This window comes from Streptomyces sp. NPDC012510 (genome assembly GCF_042955065.1).
GTDB lineage: Bacteria > Actinomycetota > Actinomycetes > Streptomycetales > Streptomycetaceae > Streptomyces.
On sequence record NZ_JBIBEN010000006.1, the window covers coordinates 77,553 to 96,576 of the forward strand.

The window sequence follows — 19,024 nt, forward strand, 5'->3', positions numbered from 1 at the left end:
CATCGGCCTCATTCACGGCATATGCCACTCTTCAGCCGATCGGTCCCGCCTTCCTCTGAGATGTGCGTGCGGTCGGCGCGCGACGGGGAGGAAGTCCGGGCCGAGGCGCCAGGGGAAGGCCAGGTCGGCGGACCCGAGGCCAGGTAGGTACCCCTGGTGGAAGTGGGCCTGCTGCTCGGCGGAGAGGCAGGACACCGTCGTTCCGTCGACGGTGCCCGTCACGAAGCAGGAGGAGGGGTAGGTGAACGGGCGCTCACCCCCTTCACCGACCCAGACCTCGATCCCGGCCCGCCGCAGCACGCTCAGCACGCGCAGCACCTCTTCAGCCGTCATCACTCGACGCAGGCTCACATGGTTCCTTCCCCCTCGCCACCCACCCGCAGCAACAGCTTCCCCACGCTCTTGCGTGTTCCCATCAGCCGGTGGGCCTCCGCCGCGTCCGCCAGGTCGAACTCGGCGGTCACGGGCAGGCGCACGGCCCCGTCGACGACCGTGGCGAAGGCCCGCTCGGCGAGGGCCCGGAACTCCGACGGGGCCGACCCGGCGAGGGCGATGATCGAGAAGCCGGAGACGGTCAGGCCCCGGGGGTACAGCTCGGGCTGGCCCACGGTCCACGGATCCTCACCGCTCGCGTTGCCGAAGGAGACCAGGCGACCGAAGGGGGCGAGGGAGGCGAGCCCGGCGCGGAGGGTGTCACCGCCGACGGGGTCGAGGACCAGGTCGACGCCCCGACCGCCGGTCGCGGCGCGCACCTCGTCCGCGAAGAACCCGGCGTCCGTGCCGGCGAAGACCTCGTCGTAGCCATGGCCCAGCGCGTGCTTGGCCTTGCCCCCGTCCGACACGACCCCGTACACCGCACCGGCGCCCGCCGCCCTGGCCAACTGCCCCGCCGCCGTGCCGATGCCACCCGCCGCGCCCTGGACGAGCACGGTCTCACCGGCCCCCAGCCTCCCCACCGTGTGCACGAGCGCGTACGCCGTCGGCAGCACGGTGGGCAACGTGGCGCCCGTACGGAGGTCGACGCCCTGCGGCAGCGGGAAGACCGTGACCGCGTCGGCCACCACGACCTCCGCGTACGCTCCGGCGTCGGTCAGCGCGGCCACCCGCTGTCCCACGCTCAGCCCCTCCACGCCCTCACCGAGCGCCCGTATCCGCCCGGAGACCTCGAGGCCGGGGCGGTAAGGCAGCGCCTCGACCCGGTAGCCCTCGGCGCGCGCCTTCAGATCGGCGAAGTTCACCCCCGCGTACGCCACCTGGATGCTGACCTGTCCGGGTCCGGGTTCGAGGGCCTCCGCCTCCACCACCTGCAGGACCTCGGGGGCGCCGTACTCCTGGAACTCGATCGCGCGCATGCCGGACTCCCCTTCGATTGTTCGATGAAAAGCGAACACTCGCGAGTGTATGATTTTCATCGAACAGTCGGCAAGGAGGCGTCGGCAGCACAGGCAGCCGCAGGCAGTACGGAGGAGTCGGCCATGGCCCAGCACGGCACCGGTCACCGGACCGCCCCGGAACACACCCATCCCGACGACGTCCCGGTCCTCACCGCCCTCGCGGCGCTGGCCGATCCCGTACGCATCGCGCTCGTACGGGAGTTGGCGGGCTCCCCGGTGTGGACGCGCGCCTGCGGCAGCTTCGACGTGCCCGTCGGCAAGGCCGCCCTCAGCCACCACTTCTCCGTACTGCGGGGCGCCGGGCTCGTCGAACAGCGCGACGAGGGCGCCAAGCGCGTCAACCGCCTGCGCCGCGAGGAGTTCGACGCCCGCTTCCCCGGTCTGCTCGCCCTCGTCCTGCGCGAGGACTGACGCGCCGCTCCTTCTCCCCGCTGTCTGTCCTTCTCCCCGCCGTCCCTACTTCTCCCCGCCGTCCTTCGGGCTCCTGCCCTCACCCGTGTCACCCGTGTCACCCGTGTCACCCGTGTCCCCGCTGCCTCCCGGGTTCCCCTTGCCCGGCTTCTGCTCCTCCTGCCGCTTCAACTCCTCCTCGCGGCGTCGCAGATCGGCCTCCCAGCTCTTGAGCAGGGACTCGTCCTTCTTGTTGTCCTCGGCGAGGGACTTCAGGAACTCGGGGTTGTCGTCGGGGGCGACGTACTGCGTGTGGTGGCTGCGGTGCCACTCGGAGGGGGTGCGGCCGCCCGCCGGAGCGTGGCGGAGCTTGCCGGCGACGAGCCAGGCGATCGGGCCCACGATCCAGAAGAGCAGGATGATGAAGACCCAGGCGATCTTCGGCAGGTGCTTCGCCTCGTCCTCGGGGGTGTTGAGGCAGTCGATGAACGCGTAGATCGTCAGCGCCAACGGCACGAGGTACATCAACACCCTGAGCATGGAACAGCCCCCTGGAAGCGGTAGCGGGCCGCGTCTACCGGCCCCCTGGAAGTGACGGCGGGGCCGTGCGCCGGGCCCCGTGACGGGGTCAGGGTAGCCCCTCGGGGATACTTGTCCCCATGGCTTACGACGATCTTCGCTCCCTGCTCCGCGCACTGGAGCGCGAGGGCGATCTCAAGCGCATCAAGGCCGAAGTCAACCCCTACCTGGAGGTCGGGGAGATCGTCGACCGGGTCAACAAGGCCGGCGGCCCCGCCCTGCTCTTCGAAAACGTGAAGGGCTCCGCGATGCCCCTCGCGATGAACGTCTTCGGCACCGACCGCCGCCTGCTGAAGGCCCTCGGTCTGAAGTCGTACGGCGAGATCAGCGAGAAGATCGGCGGCCTGCTCAAGCCCGAACTGCCCCAGGGCTTCGTGGGCGTGCGCGAGGCGTTCGGCAAGCTCGGTGCGATGGCCCACGTCCCGCCGAAGAGGGTGAAGGCGGACAGCGCGCCCGTGCAGGAGGTGGTCCTCCAGGGCGACGAGGTGGACCTGGACCGGCTGCCCGCGCTGTTCACCTGGCCCAAGGACGGCGGTTCCTTCTTCAACCTGGGGCTCACCCACACCAAGCACCCCGAGACCGGCGTACGCAACCTCGGCCTCTACCGCCTCCAGCGTCACGACAAGCGCACCATCGGTATGCACTGGCAGATCCACAAGGACAGCCGCAACCACTACCAGGTGGCCGCCAAGCGCGGCGAGCGACTGCCGGTCGCCATCGCCTTCGGCTGCCCGCCCGCCGTGACGTACGCCTCCACCGCCCCGCTCCCCGGTGACATCGACGAGTACCTGTTCGCCGGGTTCGTCGCGGGCAAGCGGATCGAGATGGTCGACTGCAAGACGGTGCCACTGCAGGTGCCGGCGAACGCCGAGGTCGTGATCGAGGGCTGGCTGGAGCCCGGCGAGATGCTCCCCGAGGGCCCGTTCGGCGACCACACCGGCTTCTACACCCCGCAGGAACCGTTCCCCGCGCTGAAGATCGACTGCGTGACGATGCGGAAGCGGCCGCTGCTCCAGTCGATCGTGGTCGGTCGGCCGCCGACCGAGGACGGACCGCTGGGACGGGCGACGGAACGCTTCTTCCTCCCCCTCCTCAAGATCATCGTCCCGGACATCGTGGACTACCACCTCCCCGAGGCGGGCGGCTTCCACAACTGCGCGATCATCTCGATCGACAAGAAGTACCCCAAGCACGCCCAGAAGGTCATGCACGCGATCTGGGGCGCCCACATGATGTCCCTGACCAAGCTGATCGTGGTGGTGGACTCCGACTGCGACGTCCACGACCTGCACGAGGTCGCCTGGCGCGCGCTCGGCAACACGGACTACGCCCGCGACCTCTCGATCGTCGAGGGCCCGGTGGACCATCTGGACCACGCCTCCTACCAGCAGTTCTGGGGCGGCAAGGCGGGCATCGACGCCACGAAGAAGTGGATCGAGGAGGGCTACACGCGAGACGGGGGCTGGCCGGACATGGTCGAGTCGGACCCGGCCACGGCCGCGCTCGTCGACCGCCGCTGGAAGGAGTACGGCCTGTGACCAGCGCATCGGCGGCGATCCCGCAGCAACCGGGCCGTACCAAGGCGTTCCTCCGCCTCGTGATGATCGAACACTCGATCTTCGCGCTGCCCTTCGCGTACATCGCCTCGCTCACGGCCATGTTCCAGCTGGACGGCAATATCCACTGGGTCCGGCTGCTCCTGGTCACCATCTGCATGGTGGGCCTGCGCACGTTCGCGATGGCGGTCAACCGGATCATCGACCGCGAGATCGACGCGCGGAACCCGCGCACGGCGCACCGCGAGCTGGTGACCGGCGCGATGTCGGTCAGGCACGCCTGGACGGGCGCGCTGATCGCCCTCGTCGTCTTCCTCGGCTCGGCGGCGCTGCTGAACCCGCTCTGCCTCGCCCTGGCCCCCATCGCGGTGATCCCGATGGTGGTCTACCCCTACGGCAAACGCTTCACGAACTACCCGCAGGCGATCCTGGCCCTCGCCCAGGCCATGGGCCCGGTCGGCGGCTGGCTCGCGATCACGGGTTCCTGGTCCTGGGAAGCGGTCGTCCTCGGACTCGCCGTCGGCATCTGGATCGGCGGCTTCGACCTCATCTACGCCTGCCAGGACGTCGACTCCGACCGCGAGTCCGGCGTGCTGTCGGTCCCGGCCCGCTTCGGCATCCCGGCGGCGATCTGGGCGGCACGGGCCTGCCACGTGCTCACGACGGCCCTGTTCGTCTGGTACGCGCTCCTCACCGACGCGGGCGCGTTCCTGTGGCTGGGGCTGGCGATCGTCGCGGGCGCGTTCGTGTACGAGCACACGATCGTGCGCCCGCACGACCTGTCCCGCCTGAACCGCGCGTTCTTCTCGGTCAACGGGTTCATCGGCATTGCCCTGTTCGTGTGTGCGCTGCTGGATCTTCTGGTTCGGGGTCTGACCCTCTGATTACCGTCGGCCTACCATCGAGGGCAGGATCCCAGGGAGGCCAGCATGACCGTCTCGGGCATTGACCGCCTGCACTCGCAGCTCAGCAGGCTGGAGGACATGTTCCCCGGCTATCTGACGGAGATTGTCGAGGGCAGCATCGTGATGAACCCGGTCAGGCCGTTCCACGGGAAGACGATCCTGAGGGTGTCGACGGACCTGGAGGATCAGCTTCCGCCGGACTGGGCGCTGGTGAGTGATGTGGCGTTCCCCTTTGACGATGCCAACGAGTTCTGCCCGGACATCGCGGTCATCCCGGCGGAGGCGGAGGCGGAGAACCGCAGCGCGTATCCCGCCGACCTGATCGAGTTCGTGGCCGAAGTGGTGTCGCCGGAAAGCATCCGCCGTGACTACGAGATCAAGCCCCGCCGGTATGCCTCCCTGGGCATCACCCACTACGTGATCCTGGACCCGCTCCAGGGCCACGCCGTCATGATGTGGAACCCCGGCCCTGGCGGCTACCAGGGCCGCGACACCATCCCCTACGGCCCTGACCTGACCCTCGACACTCCGCTCGGCAAGCTCACGATCGCCACCGCACGCCTCCCCGTGGACCCGAAGGCGCGCTCTAGGCGGTGAGCGCCGTGCGGGGTGCGCGGCGGCGGAACACGAACGCTGCAACCACCCCCGCCACCAGCCCGATCAGATGCCCCTGCCAGCTGATGCCGGTCTCGTTCGGCGCGATGCCCGCGAGGATCGAGCCGCCCCAGACCGCCGCGACCAGGACACCCACCGCCACCCCCAGCAGCCGGCGCTCGACGAACCCGCTGACGACGAGGAACCCGAAGAGTCCGAAGACGACGCCGGAGGCACCGGCGGTGTTCGTGTTGTCGGGGGATATGAGCCACACCCCCAGCCCGTCCGCGACGATGATCAGCGCGCAGACGGCGGCGAAGCGCCGCAGCCCGCCGAGCGCCGCGAGGAACCCCAGCACCAGCAACGGCACGCTGTTCGCCGCGACATGGCCGAAGCCGAAATGGATGAACGAGGCGGGCACGACATCGACCAGCTCGGGCACCGAACGCGGCACGACCCCGAAGTCGTCCAGGGCATTGCCGGTCGCCACGTCGACGACCTCAAGGATCCACAGCAGCGCCACCCAGCCCACCATCAGCTTGGCCGCCGCCTTCGCGCGGTCCCCGCGCGACCACTGCCGCTCGGGACCCAGCGTCCCGCGCACTCCACCTGCCATGTCGAACCCCCGTCCCGACCTCACACGTCCTTCGTGGAAACGGCCGGGCCCCCTTGGCCGGTTCCCGCCGCGCGGCGCCGGATAGGCTCGGTGTCGTGAACCCAGTCAAGCCAGGGAAGACGCCGCGTACGCCTTGGATCGTAGGGGTGTCCGGCGCATCCGGCACCCCATACGCCGCGGCCGTGCTGCGCGCACTCTTCGCCGCCGGTGAGAGTGTCGACCTCGTGGTGTCCCGGGCCTCGCGGCTGACCCTGCTCGACGAGACGGGAATCTCCTTCCGGGACGCACACTGGCGCGAGGACCTGCGCGAATGGCTGTCCCGTGGGGCGGACGGCAAGCCCGGCACGTTCGTCGTGGACCTCGACGGCGACCGCGGCGACCGGGTTCGGCACTGGAGCGCCGGTGATCTGGCCGCCGGACCGTCCTCGGGCTCGTACCCCGTCAAGGGGATGCTGATCGTCCCCGCGTCGACGGCGTGCGTCGCGGGCGTGGCCCTCGGGCTCTCCAAGGACCTGCTGCAACGGGCGGCGAGCGTCACCCTCAAGGAGGGGCGGCGGCTCGTGGTCGCCGTACGCGAGACCCCGTTGAACGGGCAGACCCTGCGGCACCTGGTGACCCTGGACGAGGCGGGTGCGACCGTACTGCCGGCGTCCCCGGCGTTCTACGCGGGCGCCACGCACATCCAGGACCTGGTGGACTTCGTCGCCGGACGGGCGCTGGACGCGGCGGGCGTCCCGCACACCCTGTACCGGCGCTGGGAGGGCGAGGTGGGCGGGGCACGCGCCTCCGGTGCGACCGACTGAGCCGTACACGCTCACCCCGGCCCGCACCACACTCCTCCCCGACCCGCTCTCCCCGTCCCGTTTCTCGTACCACTGACCAACGACCAAGCAGCACCCACAACTCAACTCTTCAGCGGAAGGCAACCGATCGCATGGACGCGGTGGACAGGCAGCTCATCCAGGCCCTGAGGGAGAACGGCCGGGCCTCCTACGCGGAGCTGGGGCGCCTCGTCGGTCTGTCGGGACCCAGTGTCACCGACCGCATCAACCGGCTTGAGGCGGCCGGTGTCATCACCGGCTATCGCGCCACCGTCAACGCGGCTTCCCTCGGCCTCGGCGTGACCGCGCTCATCGGCATCTCGCTCTCCGACGCCGCCGACCACGAGGACGTGGCGGACCGGCTGCGGGACCTGGCCGAGATCGAGGACTGCTGGTTCATCGCGGGCGACGACTCGTTCATGCTCAAGGTGCGTGCCCCCGACGTCGACGGCCTGGAGAAGACCATCCGCCGGCTCTCCGGCACCAAGGGGGTCTCCCGGACCCGTACGACCATCGTGCTCTCCACCAAGTGGGAGAACCGGGTGGGTGAGCTGCCGGAGGAGGAGTAGGGGCGTAGGCGTACGGTTGGTGAGGTCTTTTGAGGCGGTTGGATCGGTGAGAGGTGTGGGCATGGACGTCGGGCTCAAGCGCGAGCTGGAGGAGAAGGTCCGCTCCGGTGAGCGGCTGACCCGCGAGGACGGCATCGCGCTGTACGAGTCGGACGACCTGGCGTGGCTCGGCGGACTCGCTCACGAGGTGCGGACGCGGAAGAACGGCGACGTCGTCCACTTCAACGTCAACCGCCACCTCAACATGACCAATGTGTGCACGGCTTCGTGCGCCTACTGCTCCTTCCAGCGCAAGCCGGGGGAGAAAGACGCGTACACGATGCGCATCGAGGAGGCCGTCAAGCTCGCCAAGGCGATGGAGGGCGAGAACCTCACCGAGCTGCACATCGTCAACGGGCTCCACCCCAACCTGCCGTGGCGCTACTATCCGCGCTCCCTGAAGGAGTTGAAGGCGGCCCTCCCGAACGTCTCCCTGAAGGCGTTCACAGCGACGGAGATCCACCACTTCGAGACGATCAGCGGGCTGTCGGCGTCGGAGATCCTCGACGAACTGATCGACGCGGGCCTGGAGTCCCTGACCGGTGGTGGAGCTGAGATCTTCGACTGGGAGGTCCGGCAGCACATCGTCGACCACCGCACCCACTGGGAGGACTGGTCGCGCATCCACCGGCTGGCGCACGAGAAGGGTCTGAAGACCCCCTGCACCATGCTCTACGGCCACATCGAGGAGCCGCGCCACCGGGTCGACCACGTCCTGCGTCTGCGGGAACTCCAGGACGAGACGAACGGCTTCCAGGTCTTCATCCCCCTGCGCTACCAGCACGACTTCGTGGACATGAAGGACGGCAAGGTACGCAACCGTCTCCAGGCCCGCACCCAGATGGCGACCGGCGCGGAGGCCCTGAAGACCTTCGCGGTCTCCCGGCTGCTCTTCGACAACGTCCCCCACGTCAAGGTCTTCTGGGTCATGCACGGCGTCCAGACCGCTCAACTGGCGCTCCAGCACGGCGCCGACGACATGGACGGCTCGGTGGTCGAATACAAGATCACCCACGATGCGGACAACTACGGCACACCGAACAAGCTCACCCGCGAGGACCTGCTGGACCTCATCCGCGACGCGGGCTTCCGCCCCGTCGAACGCAACACGAGGTACGAGATCATCCGCGAGTACGAGGGCCCGGACCCGGCGCGCAGGGAGTCCCCGCAGCCGATGCGGGTCTGAGAGACCGGTTGTTCGTCCGCGGCCGGCCCCACCGGCCGCGGACGGGGTCGAAGGGGCGCAGCCCCTGCGGATGGGACGGGTAGGGGCGGCGGGGGGCGAATCCCTCTTGAGACGAGTCACGCGTAATGATTACGGTCAGCCCATGACCCTTACCTTCCACCTCGATCCACCCCTCACCCCCACCCTCCACGACGGCATCCTCACCCTCTGGGCAGACGTCACCAACGCAGGCGGAGCCGTAGGCTTCGTCCCCCCGGCCACCCCCGAAGTGATCCGCCCCCAACTCCTGAAGCACCTCACCGCCATGGCAGAAGGCCAACACCGCCTCCTCCTCGGCCTCGACGACACCGGCACCCCCGCCGCCACCGCCTTCTTCAGCTTCAACACCCACCGCCTGATGGCCCACTGGGTCTGGCTCTTCACGGTGATGGTCCACCCCGCCCACCAGGGCAAGGGCTACGGCCGCGCCCTGATGAGCGCGGCCGAGACCGCGGCCCGCGACTTCGACGGCATAGACGCCATCCGCCTCACCTGCCGGGGCGGCCTCGGCCTGGAACACTTCTACGCCTCCTGCGGCTACAAGGAGGTCGGCCGAGTCCCCGGAGCCATCCGGGTCGCCCCCGACGACCACCGCGACGACATCACGATGCTGCTCCCCCTGACATGAGACCCGACGGGTGCGCGGGGCGAGACCCCCCTGCAAGATCCCCCCTGGACCGTGCTTCACTGGACGATGACCTCGGGCCATGTCCAGAACGGAAACGAAAGAGTGGATTGAGATGCTCCGCTACACACTGATGCGCCTGGGAATCTTCGTGGGCTGCTTCGTGGTCGTCTGGGCCCTCGTCTACTCCGGTGTCGCCCCGCGCGGTCTCGGCGCCTCCAACGGCATGTGGATGGTCCTCCTCTCCCTCCTGGTCTCCGCGCCGATCAGCTTCGTCGCCCTCCGCAAGCAGCGCGACCAGGCCTCCGCCCAGATCGCCCCCCGCCTGGACCGCTCCATCGACCGGGTCAAGTCCAACCTCGCCGCCAACCGCAGCCAGGAGGACGAGGCCGACGACGCGGTGAGGACCACGGCGGTCCCGGAGCCGGCCGAGACGGCCGAGAACGAGAGCGCCCGGCCCACGTCGAGCCAGGCTTCGTAACCGCCGGACACAAGGCCACCCGCCCGACGCCCAGGTCCGTACCGGGCGCCGGAACCGTACGCTTGCCCGCATGGGTGCTGTGAAGAGCAAACGGATGCCCCGTGCGGTGCGGGAACGGCAAATGCTGGACGCGGCGGTGCGGACCTTCGGGCAGCGCGGCTACCGGGCCGCGTCGATGGACGAGATCGCCGAACTGGCGGGCGTGTCCAAGCCGTTGGTCTATCTGTACCTGAACTCCAAGGAAGACCTCTTCACGGCCTGCATCCGGCGCGAGGCCAAGGCGCTCACCACCGCCGTACGTGCGGGTGTGAACCCCGAACTGCCCGCCGACCGTCAACTCTGGGAAGGGCTGGCGGCGTTCTTCACACACACCGCGCGCAATCCGGACGCCTGGGCGGTACTGCATCTCCAGGCCCGTACGCACGGTGAACCGTTCGCCGCCGAGGTGGCGGCGATGCGTGAGGAGATGGTCGCGTTCGTGACCGGGCTCATCCTGGTTGCCGCGCGGGAGGCCCGCCGGGACCCGTCCCTGCCCGAGCGTGAGGTCGCGGGCCTCGCCGAGGGTCTGGTCGGCGCCGCCGAGGCCCTCGCCGCCTGGGCCAACGCCACCCCCGGCATCACCGCCCGCCAGGCCGCGGCCACCCTCATGAACTTCGCCTGGGCCGGCCTCGGCAACCTCATGGAGGGCCACCCCTGGACCCCGCCGACCCGCACGGACGACGAGGAGGCCACGCCGCACGCCGAGGCACAGGCGCGGTAGACCGAGGGCGCCGCCGACAACGAACAACGAAGCACGGGGCGAAGCCCTGCTTCTCAGGGGCGCGGGAAACCACGCGACCAGCCACGCACGACCCGCACGCACGCACGCACTCACCCACCCGCCCACCCGCGGACCCACCACGCACCCGCGGACCCACCACACACCCACGGACCCACCACGCACCCGCGAGTGAAGTCACGCGTGCTCAGGTGACCAGCGGATACACCTGGCCCCGCACATGGAGCCGCCCCGCGCCCCCCGGAAGGTCCCCGCTCCGCAGCTCGAAGCCGCCCCACGCCTGCCCGTCCGCCGCGTAGGTCACCGCGCCCGGCAGCGGTACCGGCGCCCGGAACTCCGCGCGGACGAGGGTCGCCGGGGGCGTGCCGTGTTCGGCGAGGCAGCGGGCCACGGTCCACATGCCGTGCGCGATCGCCCGGGGAAAGCCGAACAGGCGCGCACCGAGCGTATGCAGATGGATCGGATTGCGGTCCCCGGACACGGCCCGTACCGCCGCCCCACATCCCCGGCCAGCCGCCACTCGGCAACCGCGGGCAACGGCCCGTGCTCCTCCACTCGCCGCGCCCTGTCGTCCGCCCCGCCCCCCTCGGCCCGGCCGGCATCGTCGATCCGCCGATGCCGCGCGAGATACGTGCTCCGCGATTCCCACGCGACCTCGCCCCCGTCCCGTACCTCGGTCACCACCGTCGCCTCGGTGCCCCGCCGATGGGGCCGCAGCTCGTCGACGTACACCGTGAGTTCGTACTCGCCGGTGGCTGGCAGCCGTCGCCGCCGGGTGATCTCGATCGAGGTGTGGACGAGACCGAGGAGGGGCAGCGGGAATTCGCGCCCGGACATGATCCGCATGGCGAGCGGAAAGCCTAGGACGTGCGGGTACGTCAACGGGATGGCGTCCTCCCCTGTGGGGAACCCGCACACGCGCTCGTACGCGGCGAGCCGGGCGAGGTCGATCCGGACCCCGGGGAGGACGAGCCGGCCGAAGGGGGCGGAGGGGCCGGGGAAGGCGGCCGCACCGGCGTCGGCGGAGCCCGCGAGCTTGAGGCTCCTCCACGGTGACAGGAGTGCGCCTCGGGCGAGGAGGGGACCGAGGGAGGGTGGTCGGGTGAGGGTGAGGGTGGGCATCGGACGGTTTCCCCCTTCGCCTGCGCGGCCTTGTTACCCACCAGTCAGGTTACCCGAGGTAATGCCCGACGAGTCTCCGTGAGCCCAAGGAAATGAACGACCCTCAGGTAACTTGGCACGCCGTTGACCTGCGCCGGAGCGGCGAGCGGGCAACCGGCGACACTGCACATCCCCGGCCCCGTTCCATCTCCGGACCATCGCCACACTCACACCAACCTCACACACCAACCCCGTACGATCCGGGCACACCGAACGCCCAGGAGCCGCCCGTGTCCAGCCTCGAACGCATCGAACCCGACCTGCTGGAACCCGAGTTGAAGCGGCTGGACGGCACCGTGCGAGAGGCGTACATCCCCGCGCTCGCCGCGCCCGTGACCTACGGCTCGCTCGCGGACATCCCGTTCGACAACGCGGCACACGCGCCCGACTCCGTGGTCCTCAGCCGCAAGGTCGGCGGCGCGGCGGGCGGCGGCGCGGCGGGCGCTGCCGCGGTCGGAGGTGGCGCGCCGGGTGAAGGGACGGACGCGGGTGGCGACGGCCGGTGGCGGGACGTGACGGCGGCCGACTTCGCCGCCGAGGTGCTCGCACTGGCGAAGGGCCTGATCGCCGACGGCCTGATGCCGGGCGACCGCATCGCCATCATGGCGCGGACGACGTACGAGTGGACGCTCCTCGACTTCGCGGCCTGGGCGGCGGGCCTGGTGACGGTCCCGATCTATCCGACCTCCTCCGTCTTCCAGACCCGCTGGATCCTCCAGGACTCGGGATCGGTGGCCCTCGCCGTGGAGACCGCGGGCCAGGCCGCCGCCCTCGGCCCCGAGCTCGACCGCATCCCCGACCTGCGCCACATGTGGGTCTTCGAGAAGGGCCACCTGGACCGGCTCGCCGAGCTGGGCCGGGGGGTCCCGGACCAGGAAGTGGCCGTACGGCGCGGGGTGCTGGGCCCCGACACGCTCGCGACCCTCATCTACACCTCGGGCACGACCGGCCGCCCCAAGGGCTGTGCCCTCACCCACGGCAACTTCTGCGCCGAGGTCGACAACGCGATCGACCTCCTCTACCCGATCTTCCGCGCGAAGACGGACGAGGAGGCCTCCACCCTTCTCTTCCTCCCCCTCGCGCATGTGTTCGGCCGCATGGTGGCGATCGGCTGTATGCGGGCGAGGGTCCGTCTGGGCCACTCGCCGAGCTTCCGCACGGAGGACCTCCTCGCCGACCTCAAGTCCTTCCGGCCGACCTTCCTCCTCGTCATCCCCTACGTCCTGGAGAAAGTCTTCAACACGGCCCGCGCCTCCGCCGAACGCATGGGCCGCGCCTCGTCGTACGACAGGGCCTCCGCCGTGGCCCGCCGCTACGGCGAGGCCCTGGAGGCGGAGCAGCACGGCACCGGCCCCGGCCCCTCCACCTTCCTGAAGACGGCCCGCACCTTCTACGACCCCCTGGTCTACCGCCGCATCCGCAAAGCGCTGGGCGGGAGAGTCCGTCAGGTGATCTGCGGCGGCAGCCCCCTCGGCCGCCGCCTGGCCGCCTTCTACGCCGGAGCGGGCATCGACGTCTTCGAGGGCTACGGCATGACGGAGACGACCGCCGCGGTGACCGTCACCCCGCCCAACCGCCCCCGCCTGGGCACGGTCGGCCGGCCCCTGCCCGGCACCCGGGTCCGTATCGCCGCCGACGGCGAGATCCTCCTCCACGGCGGCCAGATCTTCCGTGGCTACTGGGATCCCCAGGCCGGCGGCGTCGTCCCGGCGGGCCCCGACGGCTGGTTCGCCACCGGCGACATAGGCCGGCTGGACGACGAGGGCTACCTCACGATCACCGGCCGCAAGAAGGAGATCCTCGTCACCGACAGCGGCAAGAACGTGGCCCCGGCCCCCCTGGAGAACTGGCTGCGCTCCCACCCCCTCATCGCCCACGCCATGGTCATCGGCGACCGGCGCCCCTACGTCACCGCCCTCCTCACCCTCGACCCCGAAGGCATCACCCACTGGTGCCAGATGAACGGCAAGCAGGACGTCCCCGGCGAGCAGCTCGCCACCGACCCCGACCTGCGAGCCGTCCTCCAACGAGCGGTGGACGAGGCGAACCGCCTGGTCTCCCGCCCGGAATCCATCCGCCGCTTCGCCGTCGTCCCCGGCGGTTTCACGGAGGAGGCCGGCCACCTCACCCCGTCGATGAAACTGCGGCGAGAGGTCGTGGAGAGGTCCTTCTCGGCGGAGATCGAGGAGCTGTACACCAAGTAGAGCCAATCCACCGCGGAGAGCCCATCCACCGCGGAGAGCCCATCCACCGCGGAGAGCCCATCCACCGCGGAGGGGGTGTCCTCCGTGTGGAGGGAGTCCTCCGCCCTACTGCCCCGCCGCCGGATCACCGTCGCCCAACCCGATCCACCAGTACCCGTCGTCCTTGACGAGCAGCAACTCCTGCTCCTGGCCGGTCCGCTCGTAAGTGATCCGCACCGGGTTGAAGTAGTCGACGGGCGCCTCCAGCACGGTCACCTCGACAGGGCCACGAGCCCCCTCGCCGAACTCACGCACATGCTCGTACGCGGCACCCCGGGTCTCCCGGTACGCGGGCCCCGCAAGCTCCATGAGCCCCTCCACATCACCGGCCTCGAGCCGCTGCACATACACCCGCACGACGGTGTCGACCTCCTCGGCGGTCTCCTCGACATCGGGATACACCGACTTCTCGGCCCGCACGGTCACATCGATCCGAGGTGAGTCGGCGACCGCGTACGGCGCCCGGAACCAGGTCCACCACACGACTCCCACGGCCGACAGCACGAGAACCAACGCACCACAGCCCAGCAGAACGCTCCGCCGCCTCACCCGGCCCCCCACCTCATCGACTGCCTCTTCCCTGAGAGTCGTCTCGGCCGCATTCGGTTGTGCCCGCCCCGAACTCCCTGCTCAACGGGCCCTCTACGCACCGGGAAGGCTGATACCGCCCGGCCGCATGGGTGGCCGAAGACGCGTGACAGAACTGGTCCGTGGCTGTGGGCTCCACCTACGCTCCCTCCCCACCTCACCCAACGGCAGGATCGCGGTGACCCACTTCAAGGAACGCACCGACTCACCGCCGACTCACCACAGGTCTGAAGGCCTGCCCGGCCGAGATGTCCCAGGCCTTCACGCCTCTCGTCCCACCGCCTTCGCGGACAACTCGGCGACCACCTCACCGTCCACGTCCTCCCCTGCGGCGGACACCGGACGGAACCCCAGGGAGGTGTACAGGCGCTCTGCGGCGGAGTTGTCCGGGTCGTACGACAGGCGAAGGACCTCACAGTCCGTACGGTCGGCCAGCCAGCGCAGCAGGGTGCGCGCCACCGCCCGGCCGATCCCCTTGCCCTGCTCGGCCCCGTCGATCAGCATGCCGCCGATCCAGTACGAGCCGTCCTCGTCCCGCCCCCACATGACATGCCCCACCACCGTGTCGTCGGCACACACCGCGAGCGAGTTCCATACGCCCTCACGGAGGGACAGGAGGAGGTAGCGAGCGGCGAGCGCCGGAACGTAACGGCGTTGGTTGTCCAATGGAGCGACGTCCGCGACGGCCCGCCAGTTCTCGTCGTCCACGGCGCGCAGCGTGACGCGTCGACCGCTGCCGTCCAGCAGCCCCAGGCTGATCATGCGCCCAGGCTACCGAGCGTCCCCGTCCGCGAGAAACGCCTTCGTTGTCGCCGCGGTGAGCGACGACGACGCGTCCGCACGTCCGCACGATGAAAAAGGCAGGAGCCCCTCCGCCGAATGGCAAGGGGCTCCTTGGGTACTGCTCTCAGACGTCGTCAGAGGGGCATCCCTCGGATCAGACGGGGGTGACGTTCTCCGCCTGCGGACCCTTCGGGCCCTGCGTCACGTCGAAGGAGACCTGCTGGTTCTCCTCCAGCGAACGGAAGCCGCTCGCGTTGATGGCGGAGTAGTGGACGAAGACGTCGGGGCCGCCGCCTTCTTGGGCGATGAAGCCAAAGCCCTTTTCGGCGTTGAACCACTTCACGGTTCCGGTAGCCATAAGCCCTCCTTGGGCCCAAAGGGTTGCCCTGCTCCAGAACCCTGCAAGTGTGAAAACAAGATGCCGCACAACTGCATACGTCTGAAAACGACGAGAGCCCGCGGTCACATGCTCCGCAGGCTCTGTACTGCAAGGGAAACCAAACTGCAACTTGCGGCGAGCCTAGCACGCGGGCAGGGGAATGCAATAGAGGGCAAGATCACGTCACCCGGATGTTTGAACTGCTCGGGTCGCGGCTGACTGATCGCCTCTACTTCCCCGCCTGCCCCACTGACGACACGCCGTCGAAAGTGTTGACTCAGGGTGTACATCCGGTTTCGGAAGCCCCTTCCGGCCCCCGGAGCCCGCACCGTACCCCATGAGGGCTAGCCTCGCGATGTGGATAATTCCCGCAACCGGCCGCGCGTCGGCCACATCCAGTTCCTGAACTGCCTGCCTCTGTACTGGGGGCTCGCGAGAACGGGCACACTGCTCGACTTCGAGCTGACCAAGGACACCCCGGAGAAGCTCAGCGAACAGTTGGTGCGCGGCGACCTCGACATCGGGCCCATCACGCTCGTGGAGTTCCTGCGCAACGCGGACGACCTGGTCGCCTTGCCCGACATCGCGGTCGGCTGCGACGGGCCGGTGATGTCCTGCGTCATCGTCTCCCAGGTGCCACTCGAACGCCTGGACGGTGCACGCGTCGCACTGGGCTCCACCTCGCGCACCTCCGTACGCCTCGCGCAACTGCTGCTCGCCGAGAGCGTCGGCGTCGAACCGTCCTACTACACCTGCCCTCCCGACCTCCCGCTGATGATGCAGGAGGCCGAGGCGGCGGTGCTCATCGGTGACGCGGCGCTGCGGGCCAACCTCCTCGACGGCCCGAACCTCGGGCTGGAGGTGCACGACCTGGGCGCCATGTGGAAGGCCTGGACGGGGCTGCCGTTCGTCTTCGCGGTGTGGGCGGCGCGACGGAACTACCTGGAGCGCGAGCCGGAGGTCACCCGCAAGGTGCACGAGGCCTTCCTGGCCTCCCGCGACCTCTCCCTGGCCGAGGTGGACAAGGTCGCCGAGCAGGCGGCCCGCTGGGAGGCCTTCGACGAGCGGGTCCTTGAGCGGTACTTCACCACCCTCGACTTCCGCTTCGGCGGGGCACAGCTCGCCGCGGTCGCCGAGTTCGCCCGCCGGGTCGGCCCGACCACCGGATTTCCGGCGGACGTGAAGGTGGACCTGCTTTCCTGACCTTTTTCCCGGCGGCCCCGCGAACCGCCCGTGAGCGTCACGTGAAGTTGTGGAATTCCCATGGGCGAATTCCGTGTTCCGGGGGATCGGTCGCCGACGTTCCCATTCTCCTTCGGACGGGCCGCACTAGGCTGCTGGGAGCCGCGCGTAGGGAGGGCCCGTACGAGCGGGGAACGTACTCGTGCGGGGAACGTGCTCGTACGAGCTGGCGTGCTCGTACGGGGGGACGTACGGCAGACGTACGGGGGAGGTGTCGCCCATGCAGCCGCAGCCGCAGCCGCAACCGCTCGACGTCGGTGAACCCACGGTGGTGGGGCCCTACCGGCTGCTCGGCCGGCTCGGGTCCGGTGGGATGGGCCGCGTCTATCTGGGGCGCAGCGCGGGCGGCCGTACCGTCGCCGTCAAGGTGGTGCACCCGCACTTCGCGCTCGACGAGGAGTTCCGCGCCCGCTTCCGCCGTGAGGTCGAGGCGGCCCGCCGTGTGGGCGGCGCCTGGACCGCCCCCGTCCTGGACGCGGACCCCGAGGCCCCGGTCCCCTGGGTGGCGACCGGCTACGCGGCCGGCCCGTCCCTCGCGGCGGCGGTGGCGGACGGCGGCGCCCTGCCTCCGCACACGGTGCGGGTCCTGGGCGCGGGCCTGGCGGAGGCCCTCGCGGCGGTGCACGCGCTCGGCCTGGTCCACCGGGACGTGAAGCCGTCCAACGTGCTGCTGACGGTGGACGGCCCCCTCCTCATCGACTTCGGCATCGCGCGGGCGACGGACGGTACGGCGTCCCTCACCTCCACCGGCGTCTCGCTCGGTTCCCCCGGCTACATGTCCCCCGAGCAGATCCTCGGCAAGGGCGTCACGGGTGCGGCGGACGTCTTCTCCCTCGGCGCGGTCCTCGCGTACGCAGCGACCGGCCGGACCCCCTTCCCTGGTGACTCCTCCGCCGCCCTCCTCTACAAGGTCGTCCACGAGGAGCCCGTACTGGAGGGTCTGGACGGTGAACTGAGAGACCTGGTCGAGCACTGCCTGTCCAAGACCCCCACGGCCCGCCCGACCCCCGACGACGTGGCCGGCACCCTCGCCCCCCAGGGCGCGGCCTGCCTCGTCGCCGCGGGCTGGCTGCCGGGCCCGCTGGTGGAACAGGTCGGCCGGAGCGCGGTGCGACTGCTGAACCTGGAGGCGGCGGAGGAAGTCCCGTCCGGGCCGCTGGGGTTCAGCAGCCCTTCTGTGGGCGCGGGGGATTCGAGTGCCGGTGCGGCGGAGTCGGCCGTGGCGCAGGACTCGCCGTACACGTCGGCCCCCTCCGGTGACGCGAACGTCGAAGTGCCCGCCGCGAGCGGGGTTTTCGGGCCGCCTCCGGTGATGTCGCCGCAAGCGCCGCCCATGACACACGTGCCGGGGCAGCGGTCCGACGCCGTGGTGGCGGACACGGCCCCGCCTTCCTCGGGAGCGACGCCGGGCAAGCTGTCCCTGAGCGTGGCGGCGACCTCCACGACCGCGGCGAACGGGCGCGGCCGGAAAGTCAGTTGCTCCGTCGCGCTGGCCGTCGCGGGAGCGTTGGCGGTGGTCAGCCTGGGGACTGTTTTCGGCCTCGGGATGCTGAACGGCAAGGACGACACCCACGGCGACGCGGCCGGCCCCGCGCCATCGTCGAGCGCGGCCCCCACGAACGACCCACAGGCCTCGCAACCACCGGGGGACGCGGAGGGCGAGGTGCCCGCGAACTACCTCGGCACCTGGGAGGGCGACGCCTACGCCCTCGACGGCAACCTTCCGGCCGGAACCTTCACGATCACCCTGAGACAGGCGTCGGTGGGCGACCCGTTGGGCACCTTCCGCTCCGTCGACCTCCTCGGCGGTGCCTGCGACGACAAGCTGGTCCTCAAGGAGGTCGCCGAGGACCACATCCTCGTGACCAGCATCGCCGATACCGACAACAACCCCCGCACGTGCACCAGGAACACCCACGTGGTCACCCTCACCCCCGTCGGCGACGAGCTGCGGTACACCTCGGACAACGCGGACGCGGGCGACCCGACGGCCCGTATGGCGAAGGTGAAGTAGGGGAGTGGGCGCGGTACTTCTCCGTACGGCACGACCGTCCGT

20 protein-coding genes and 1 pseudogene are annotated in these 19,024 nt (G+C 70.0%); 13 read left to right on the forward strand and 8 right to left on the reverse strand.

The genetic code is table 11. The features are described from left to right. Positions 1–12 precede the first annotated feature (12 nt). Together ACFY9I_RS12970 and ACFY9I_RS12975 are read right to left on the reverse strand one after the other, a co-directional pair. Positions 13–351, reverse strand: a complete 339-nt coding sequence (locus ACFY9I_RS12970; protein ID WP_391000602.1) for a nucleotidyltransferase domain-containing protein — start codon at positions 349–351, stop codon at positions 13–15. Continuing rightward, positions 348–1,352 carry a zinc-binding dehydrogenase gene (locus ACFY9I_RS12975; RefSeq protein ID WP_391000605.1) on the reverse strand — a complete coding sequence of 335 codons (1,005 nt, stop codon included), beginning with the start codon at positions 1,350–1,352 and terminating at the stop codon, positions 348–350. The genes ACFY9I_RS12970 and ACFY9I_RS12975 overlap by 4 nt, the downstream gene beginning before the upstream one ends. Before the next feature lie 123 nt (positions 1,353–1,475). On the opposite strand from ACFY9I_RS12975, the gene ACFY9I_RS12980 reads away from it, so the two are divergent. Continuing rightward, the gene (locus ACFY9I_RS12980; RefSeq protein ID WP_391000608.1) at positions 1,476–1,805 is read left to right on the forward strand and encodes an ArsR/SmtB family transcription factor; all 330 of its coding nucleotides are present in this window, start codon (positions 1,476–1,478) and stop codon (positions 1,803–1,805) included. Positions 1,806–1,850: 45 nt separating this feature from the next. Here ACFY9I_RS12980 and ACFY9I_RS12985 read toward each other — a convergent pair whose 3' ends face one another. Further along, complete coding sequence (locus ACFY9I_RS12985; protein WP_391000611.1) at positions 1,851–2,324, reverse strand: PLDc N-terminal domain-containing protein; 474 nt, start codon at positions 2,322–2,324, stop codon at positions 1,851–1,853. A 119-nt stretch (positions 2,325–2,443) separates the two neighbouring features. Here ACFY9I_RS12985 and ACFY9I_RS12990 point away from each other — a divergent pair, with 119 nt between their 5' ends. From ACFY9I_RS12990 to ACFY9I_RS13000, 3 genes are read left to right on the forward strand one after another with little or no spacing between them, the layout of a single operon-like run. Continuing rightward, complete coding sequence (locus ACFY9I_RS12990) at positions 2,444–3,901, forward strand: menaquinone biosynthesis decarboxylase (protein ID WP_391000614.1); 1,458 nt, start codon at positions 2,444–2,446, stop codon at positions 3,899–3,901. Beyond that, entirely contained in the window at positions 3,898–4,803 is a 906-nt protein-coding gene (gene mqnP, locus ACFY9I_RS12995; RefSeq protein WP_391000617.1) for a menaquinone biosynthesis prenyltransferase MqnP, read from the forward strand. The genes ACFY9I_RS12990 and mqnP overlap by 4 nt, the downstream gene beginning before the upstream one ends. A gap of 45 nt (positions 4,804–4,848) precedes the next feature. Beyond that, a complete protein-coding gene (locus tag ACFY9I_RS13000; protein WP_391000620.1) occupies positions 4,849–5,421 on the forward strand; it encodes a Uma2 family endonuclease in 573 nt (190 codons plus the stop codon). Here the strand turns inward: ACFY9I_RS13000 and ACFY9I_RS13005 are convergent. Then, entirely contained in the window at positions 5,411–6,034 is a 624-nt protein-coding gene (locus ACFY9I_RS13005; protein WP_391000623.1) for a rhomboid family intramembrane serine protease, read from the reverse strand. The genes ACFY9I_RS13000 and ACFY9I_RS13005 overlap by 11 nt on opposite strands. Before the next feature lie 95 nt (positions 6,035–6,129). On the opposite strand from ACFY9I_RS13005, the gene ACFY9I_RS13010 reads away from it, so the two are divergent. From ACFY9I_RS13010 to ACFY9I_RS13035, 6 genes are all read left to right on the forward strand, one after another. Continuing rightward, entirely contained in the window at positions 6,130–6,837 is a 708-nt protein-coding gene (locus ACFY9I_RS13010) for a UbiX family flavin prenyltransferase (RefSeq protein WP_391000626.1), read from the forward strand. Between the two features lie 131 nt (positions 6,838–6,968). Then, on the forward strand, positions 6,969–7,424 hold the full coding sequence (locus ACFY9I_RS13015) for an Lrp/AsnC ligand binding domain-containing protein (protein ID WP_391000628.1): 456 nt from the start codon (positions 6,969–6,971) through the stop codon (positions 7,422–7,424). A gap of 61 nt (positions 7,425–7,485) precedes the next feature. After that, the gene (gene mqnE / locus ACFY9I_RS13020; protein ID WP_391000631.1) at positions 7,486–8,649 is read left to right on the forward strand and encodes an aminofutalosine synthase MqnE; all 1,164 of its coding nucleotides are present in this window, start codon (positions 7,486–7,488) and stop codon (positions 8,647–8,649) included. Positions 8,650–8,791: 142 nt separating this feature from the next. Continuing rightward, positions 8,792–9,316 carry a GNAT family N-acetyltransferase gene (locus ACFY9I_RS13025; RefSeq protein WP_391000634.1) on the forward strand — a complete coding sequence of 175 codons (525 nt, stop codon included), beginning with the start codon at positions 8,792–8,794 and terminating at the stop codon, positions 9,314–9,316. A 112-nt stretch (positions 9,317–9,428) separates the two neighbouring features. Then, positions 9,429–9,794, forward strand: coding sequence for a DUF4229 domain-containing protein (locus ACFY9I_RS13030; RefSeq protein WP_391000637.1), 366 nt, complete (start codon positions 9,429–9,431; stop codon positions 9,792–9,794). Positions 9,795–9,864: 70 nt separating this feature from the next. Then, positions 9,865–10,554 (forward strand): TetR family transcriptional regulator, encoded by a 690-nt coding sequence (locus ACFY9I_RS13035; RefSeq protein WP_391000640.1) that lies wholly within the window; start codon positions 9,865–9,867, stop codon positions 10,552–10,554. Positions 10,555–10,759: 205 nt separating this feature from the next. On the opposite strand, the pseudogene ACFY9I_RS13040 reads toward ACFY9I_RS13035, so the two are convergent. Beyond that, positions 10,760–11,694, reverse strand: a pseudogene (locus ACFY9I_RS13040) (MaoC/PaaZ C-terminal domain-containing protein). 269 nt (positions 11,695–11,963) lie between these two features. On the opposite strand from ACFY9I_RS13040, the gene ACFY9I_RS13045 reads away from it, so the two are divergent. Continuing rightward, positions 11,964–13,937 carry an AMP-binding protein gene (locus ACFY9I_RS13045; protein ID WP_391000642.1) on the forward strand — a complete coding sequence of 658 codons (1,974 nt, stop codon included), beginning with the start codon at positions 11,964–11,966 and terminating at the stop codon, positions 13,935–13,937. A 105-nt stretch (positions 13,938–14,042) separates the two neighbouring features. Here the strand turns inward: ACFY9I_RS13045 and ACFY9I_RS13050 are convergent, their stop codons facing one another. From ACFY9I_RS13050 to ACFY9I_RS13060, 3 genes are all read right to left on the reverse strand, one after another. Continuing rightward, positions 14,043–14,525: a hypothetical protein gene (locus ACFY9I_RS13050; protein WP_391000645.1), complete on the reverse strand. Its 483-nt coding sequence runs from the start codon at positions 14,523–14,525 to the stop codon at positions 14,043–14,045. Between the two features lie 300 nt (positions 14,526–14,825). Beyond that, positions 14,826–15,326 (reverse strand): GNAT family N-acetyltransferase, encoded by a 501-nt coding sequence (locus tag ACFY9I_RS13055; RefSeq protein ID WP_391000647.1) that lies wholly within the window; start codon positions 15,324–15,326, stop codon positions 14,826–14,828. Between the two features lie 175 nt (positions 15,327–15,501). Beyond that, positions 15,502–15,705 (reverse strand): cold-shock protein, encoded by a 204-nt coding sequence (locus ACFY9I_RS13060; RefSeq protein WP_003992177.1) that lies wholly within the window; start codon positions 15,703–15,705, stop codon positions 15,502–15,504. A 378-nt stretch (positions 15,706–16,083) separates the two neighbouring features. On the opposite strand from ACFY9I_RS13060, the gene ACFY9I_RS13065 reads away from it, so the two are divergent. After that, a complete protein-coding gene (locus tag ACFY9I_RS13065) occupies positions 16,084–16,929 on the forward strand; it encodes an MqnA/MqnD/SBP family protein (RefSeq protein WP_391000651.1) in 846 nt (281 codons plus the stop codon). Between the two features lie 259 nt (positions 16,930–17,188). Then, entirely contained in the window at positions 17,189–18,982 is a 1,794-nt protein-coding gene (locus ACFY9I_RS13070) for a protein kinase (RefSeq protein ID WP_391000654.1), read from the forward strand. The last annotated feature ends 42 nt before the right edge of the window (positions 18,983–19,024 follow it).

Coding starts and splice junctions, on each gene's coding strand:
- ACFY9I_RS13000 (WP_391000620.1), top strand. CDS start 4,849: ATGACCGTCTCGGGCATTGACCGCCTGCACTCGCAGCTCAGCAGGCTG.
- mqnE (WP_391000631.1), top strand. CDS start 7,486: ATGGACGTCGGGCTCAAGCGCGAGCTGGAGGAGAAGGTCCGCTCCGGT.
- ACFY9I_RS12975 (WP_391000605.1), bottom strand. CDS start 1,352: ATGCGCGCGATCGAGTTCCAGGAGTACGGCGCCCCCGAGGTCCTGCAG.
- ACFY9I_RS13025 (WP_391000634.1), top strand. CDS start 8,792: ATGACCCTTACCTTCCACCTCGATCCACCCCTCACCCCCACCCTCCAC.
- ACFY9I_RS13060 (WP_003992177.1), bottom strand. CDS start 15,705: ATGGCTACCGGAACCGTGAAGTGGTTCAACGCCGAAAAGGGCTTTGGC.
- ACFY9I_RS13030 (WP_391000637.1), top strand. CDS start 9,429: ATGCTCCGCTACACACTGATGCGCCTGGGAATCTTCGTGGGCTGCTTC.
- ACFY9I_RS12990 (WP_391000614.1), top strand. CDS start 2,444: ATGGCTTACGACGATCTTCGCTCCCTGCTCCGCGCACTGGAGCGCGAG.
- ACFY9I_RS13015 (WP_391000628.1), top strand. CDS start 6,969: ATGGACGCGGTGGACAGGCAGCTCATCCAGGCCCTGAGGGAGAACGGC.
- ACFY9I_RS13035 (WP_391000640.1), top strand. CDS start 9,865: ATGGGTGCTGTGAAGAGCAAACGGATGCCCCGTGCGGTGCGGGAACGG.
- ACFY9I_RS13055 (WP_391000647.1), bottom strand. CDS start 15,326: ATGATCAGCCTGGGGCTGCTGGACGGCAGCGGTCGACGCGTCACGCTG.
- ACFY9I_RS13005 (WP_391000623.1), bottom strand. CDS start 6,034: ATGGCAGGTGGAGTGCGCGGGACGCTGGGTCCCGAGCGGCAGTGGTCG.
- ACFY9I_RS12980 (WP_391000608.1), top strand. CDS start 1,476: ATGGCCCAGCACGGCACCGGTCACCGGACCGCCCCGGAACACACCCAT.
- ACFY9I_RS13070 (WP_391000654.1), top strand. CDS start 17,189: ATGCAGCCGCAGCCGCAGCCGCAACCGCTCGACGTCGGTGAACCCACG.
- ACFY9I_RS12985 (WP_391000611.1), bottom strand. CDS start 2,324: ATGCTCAGGGTGTTGATGTACCTCGTGCCGTTGGCGCTGACGATCTAC.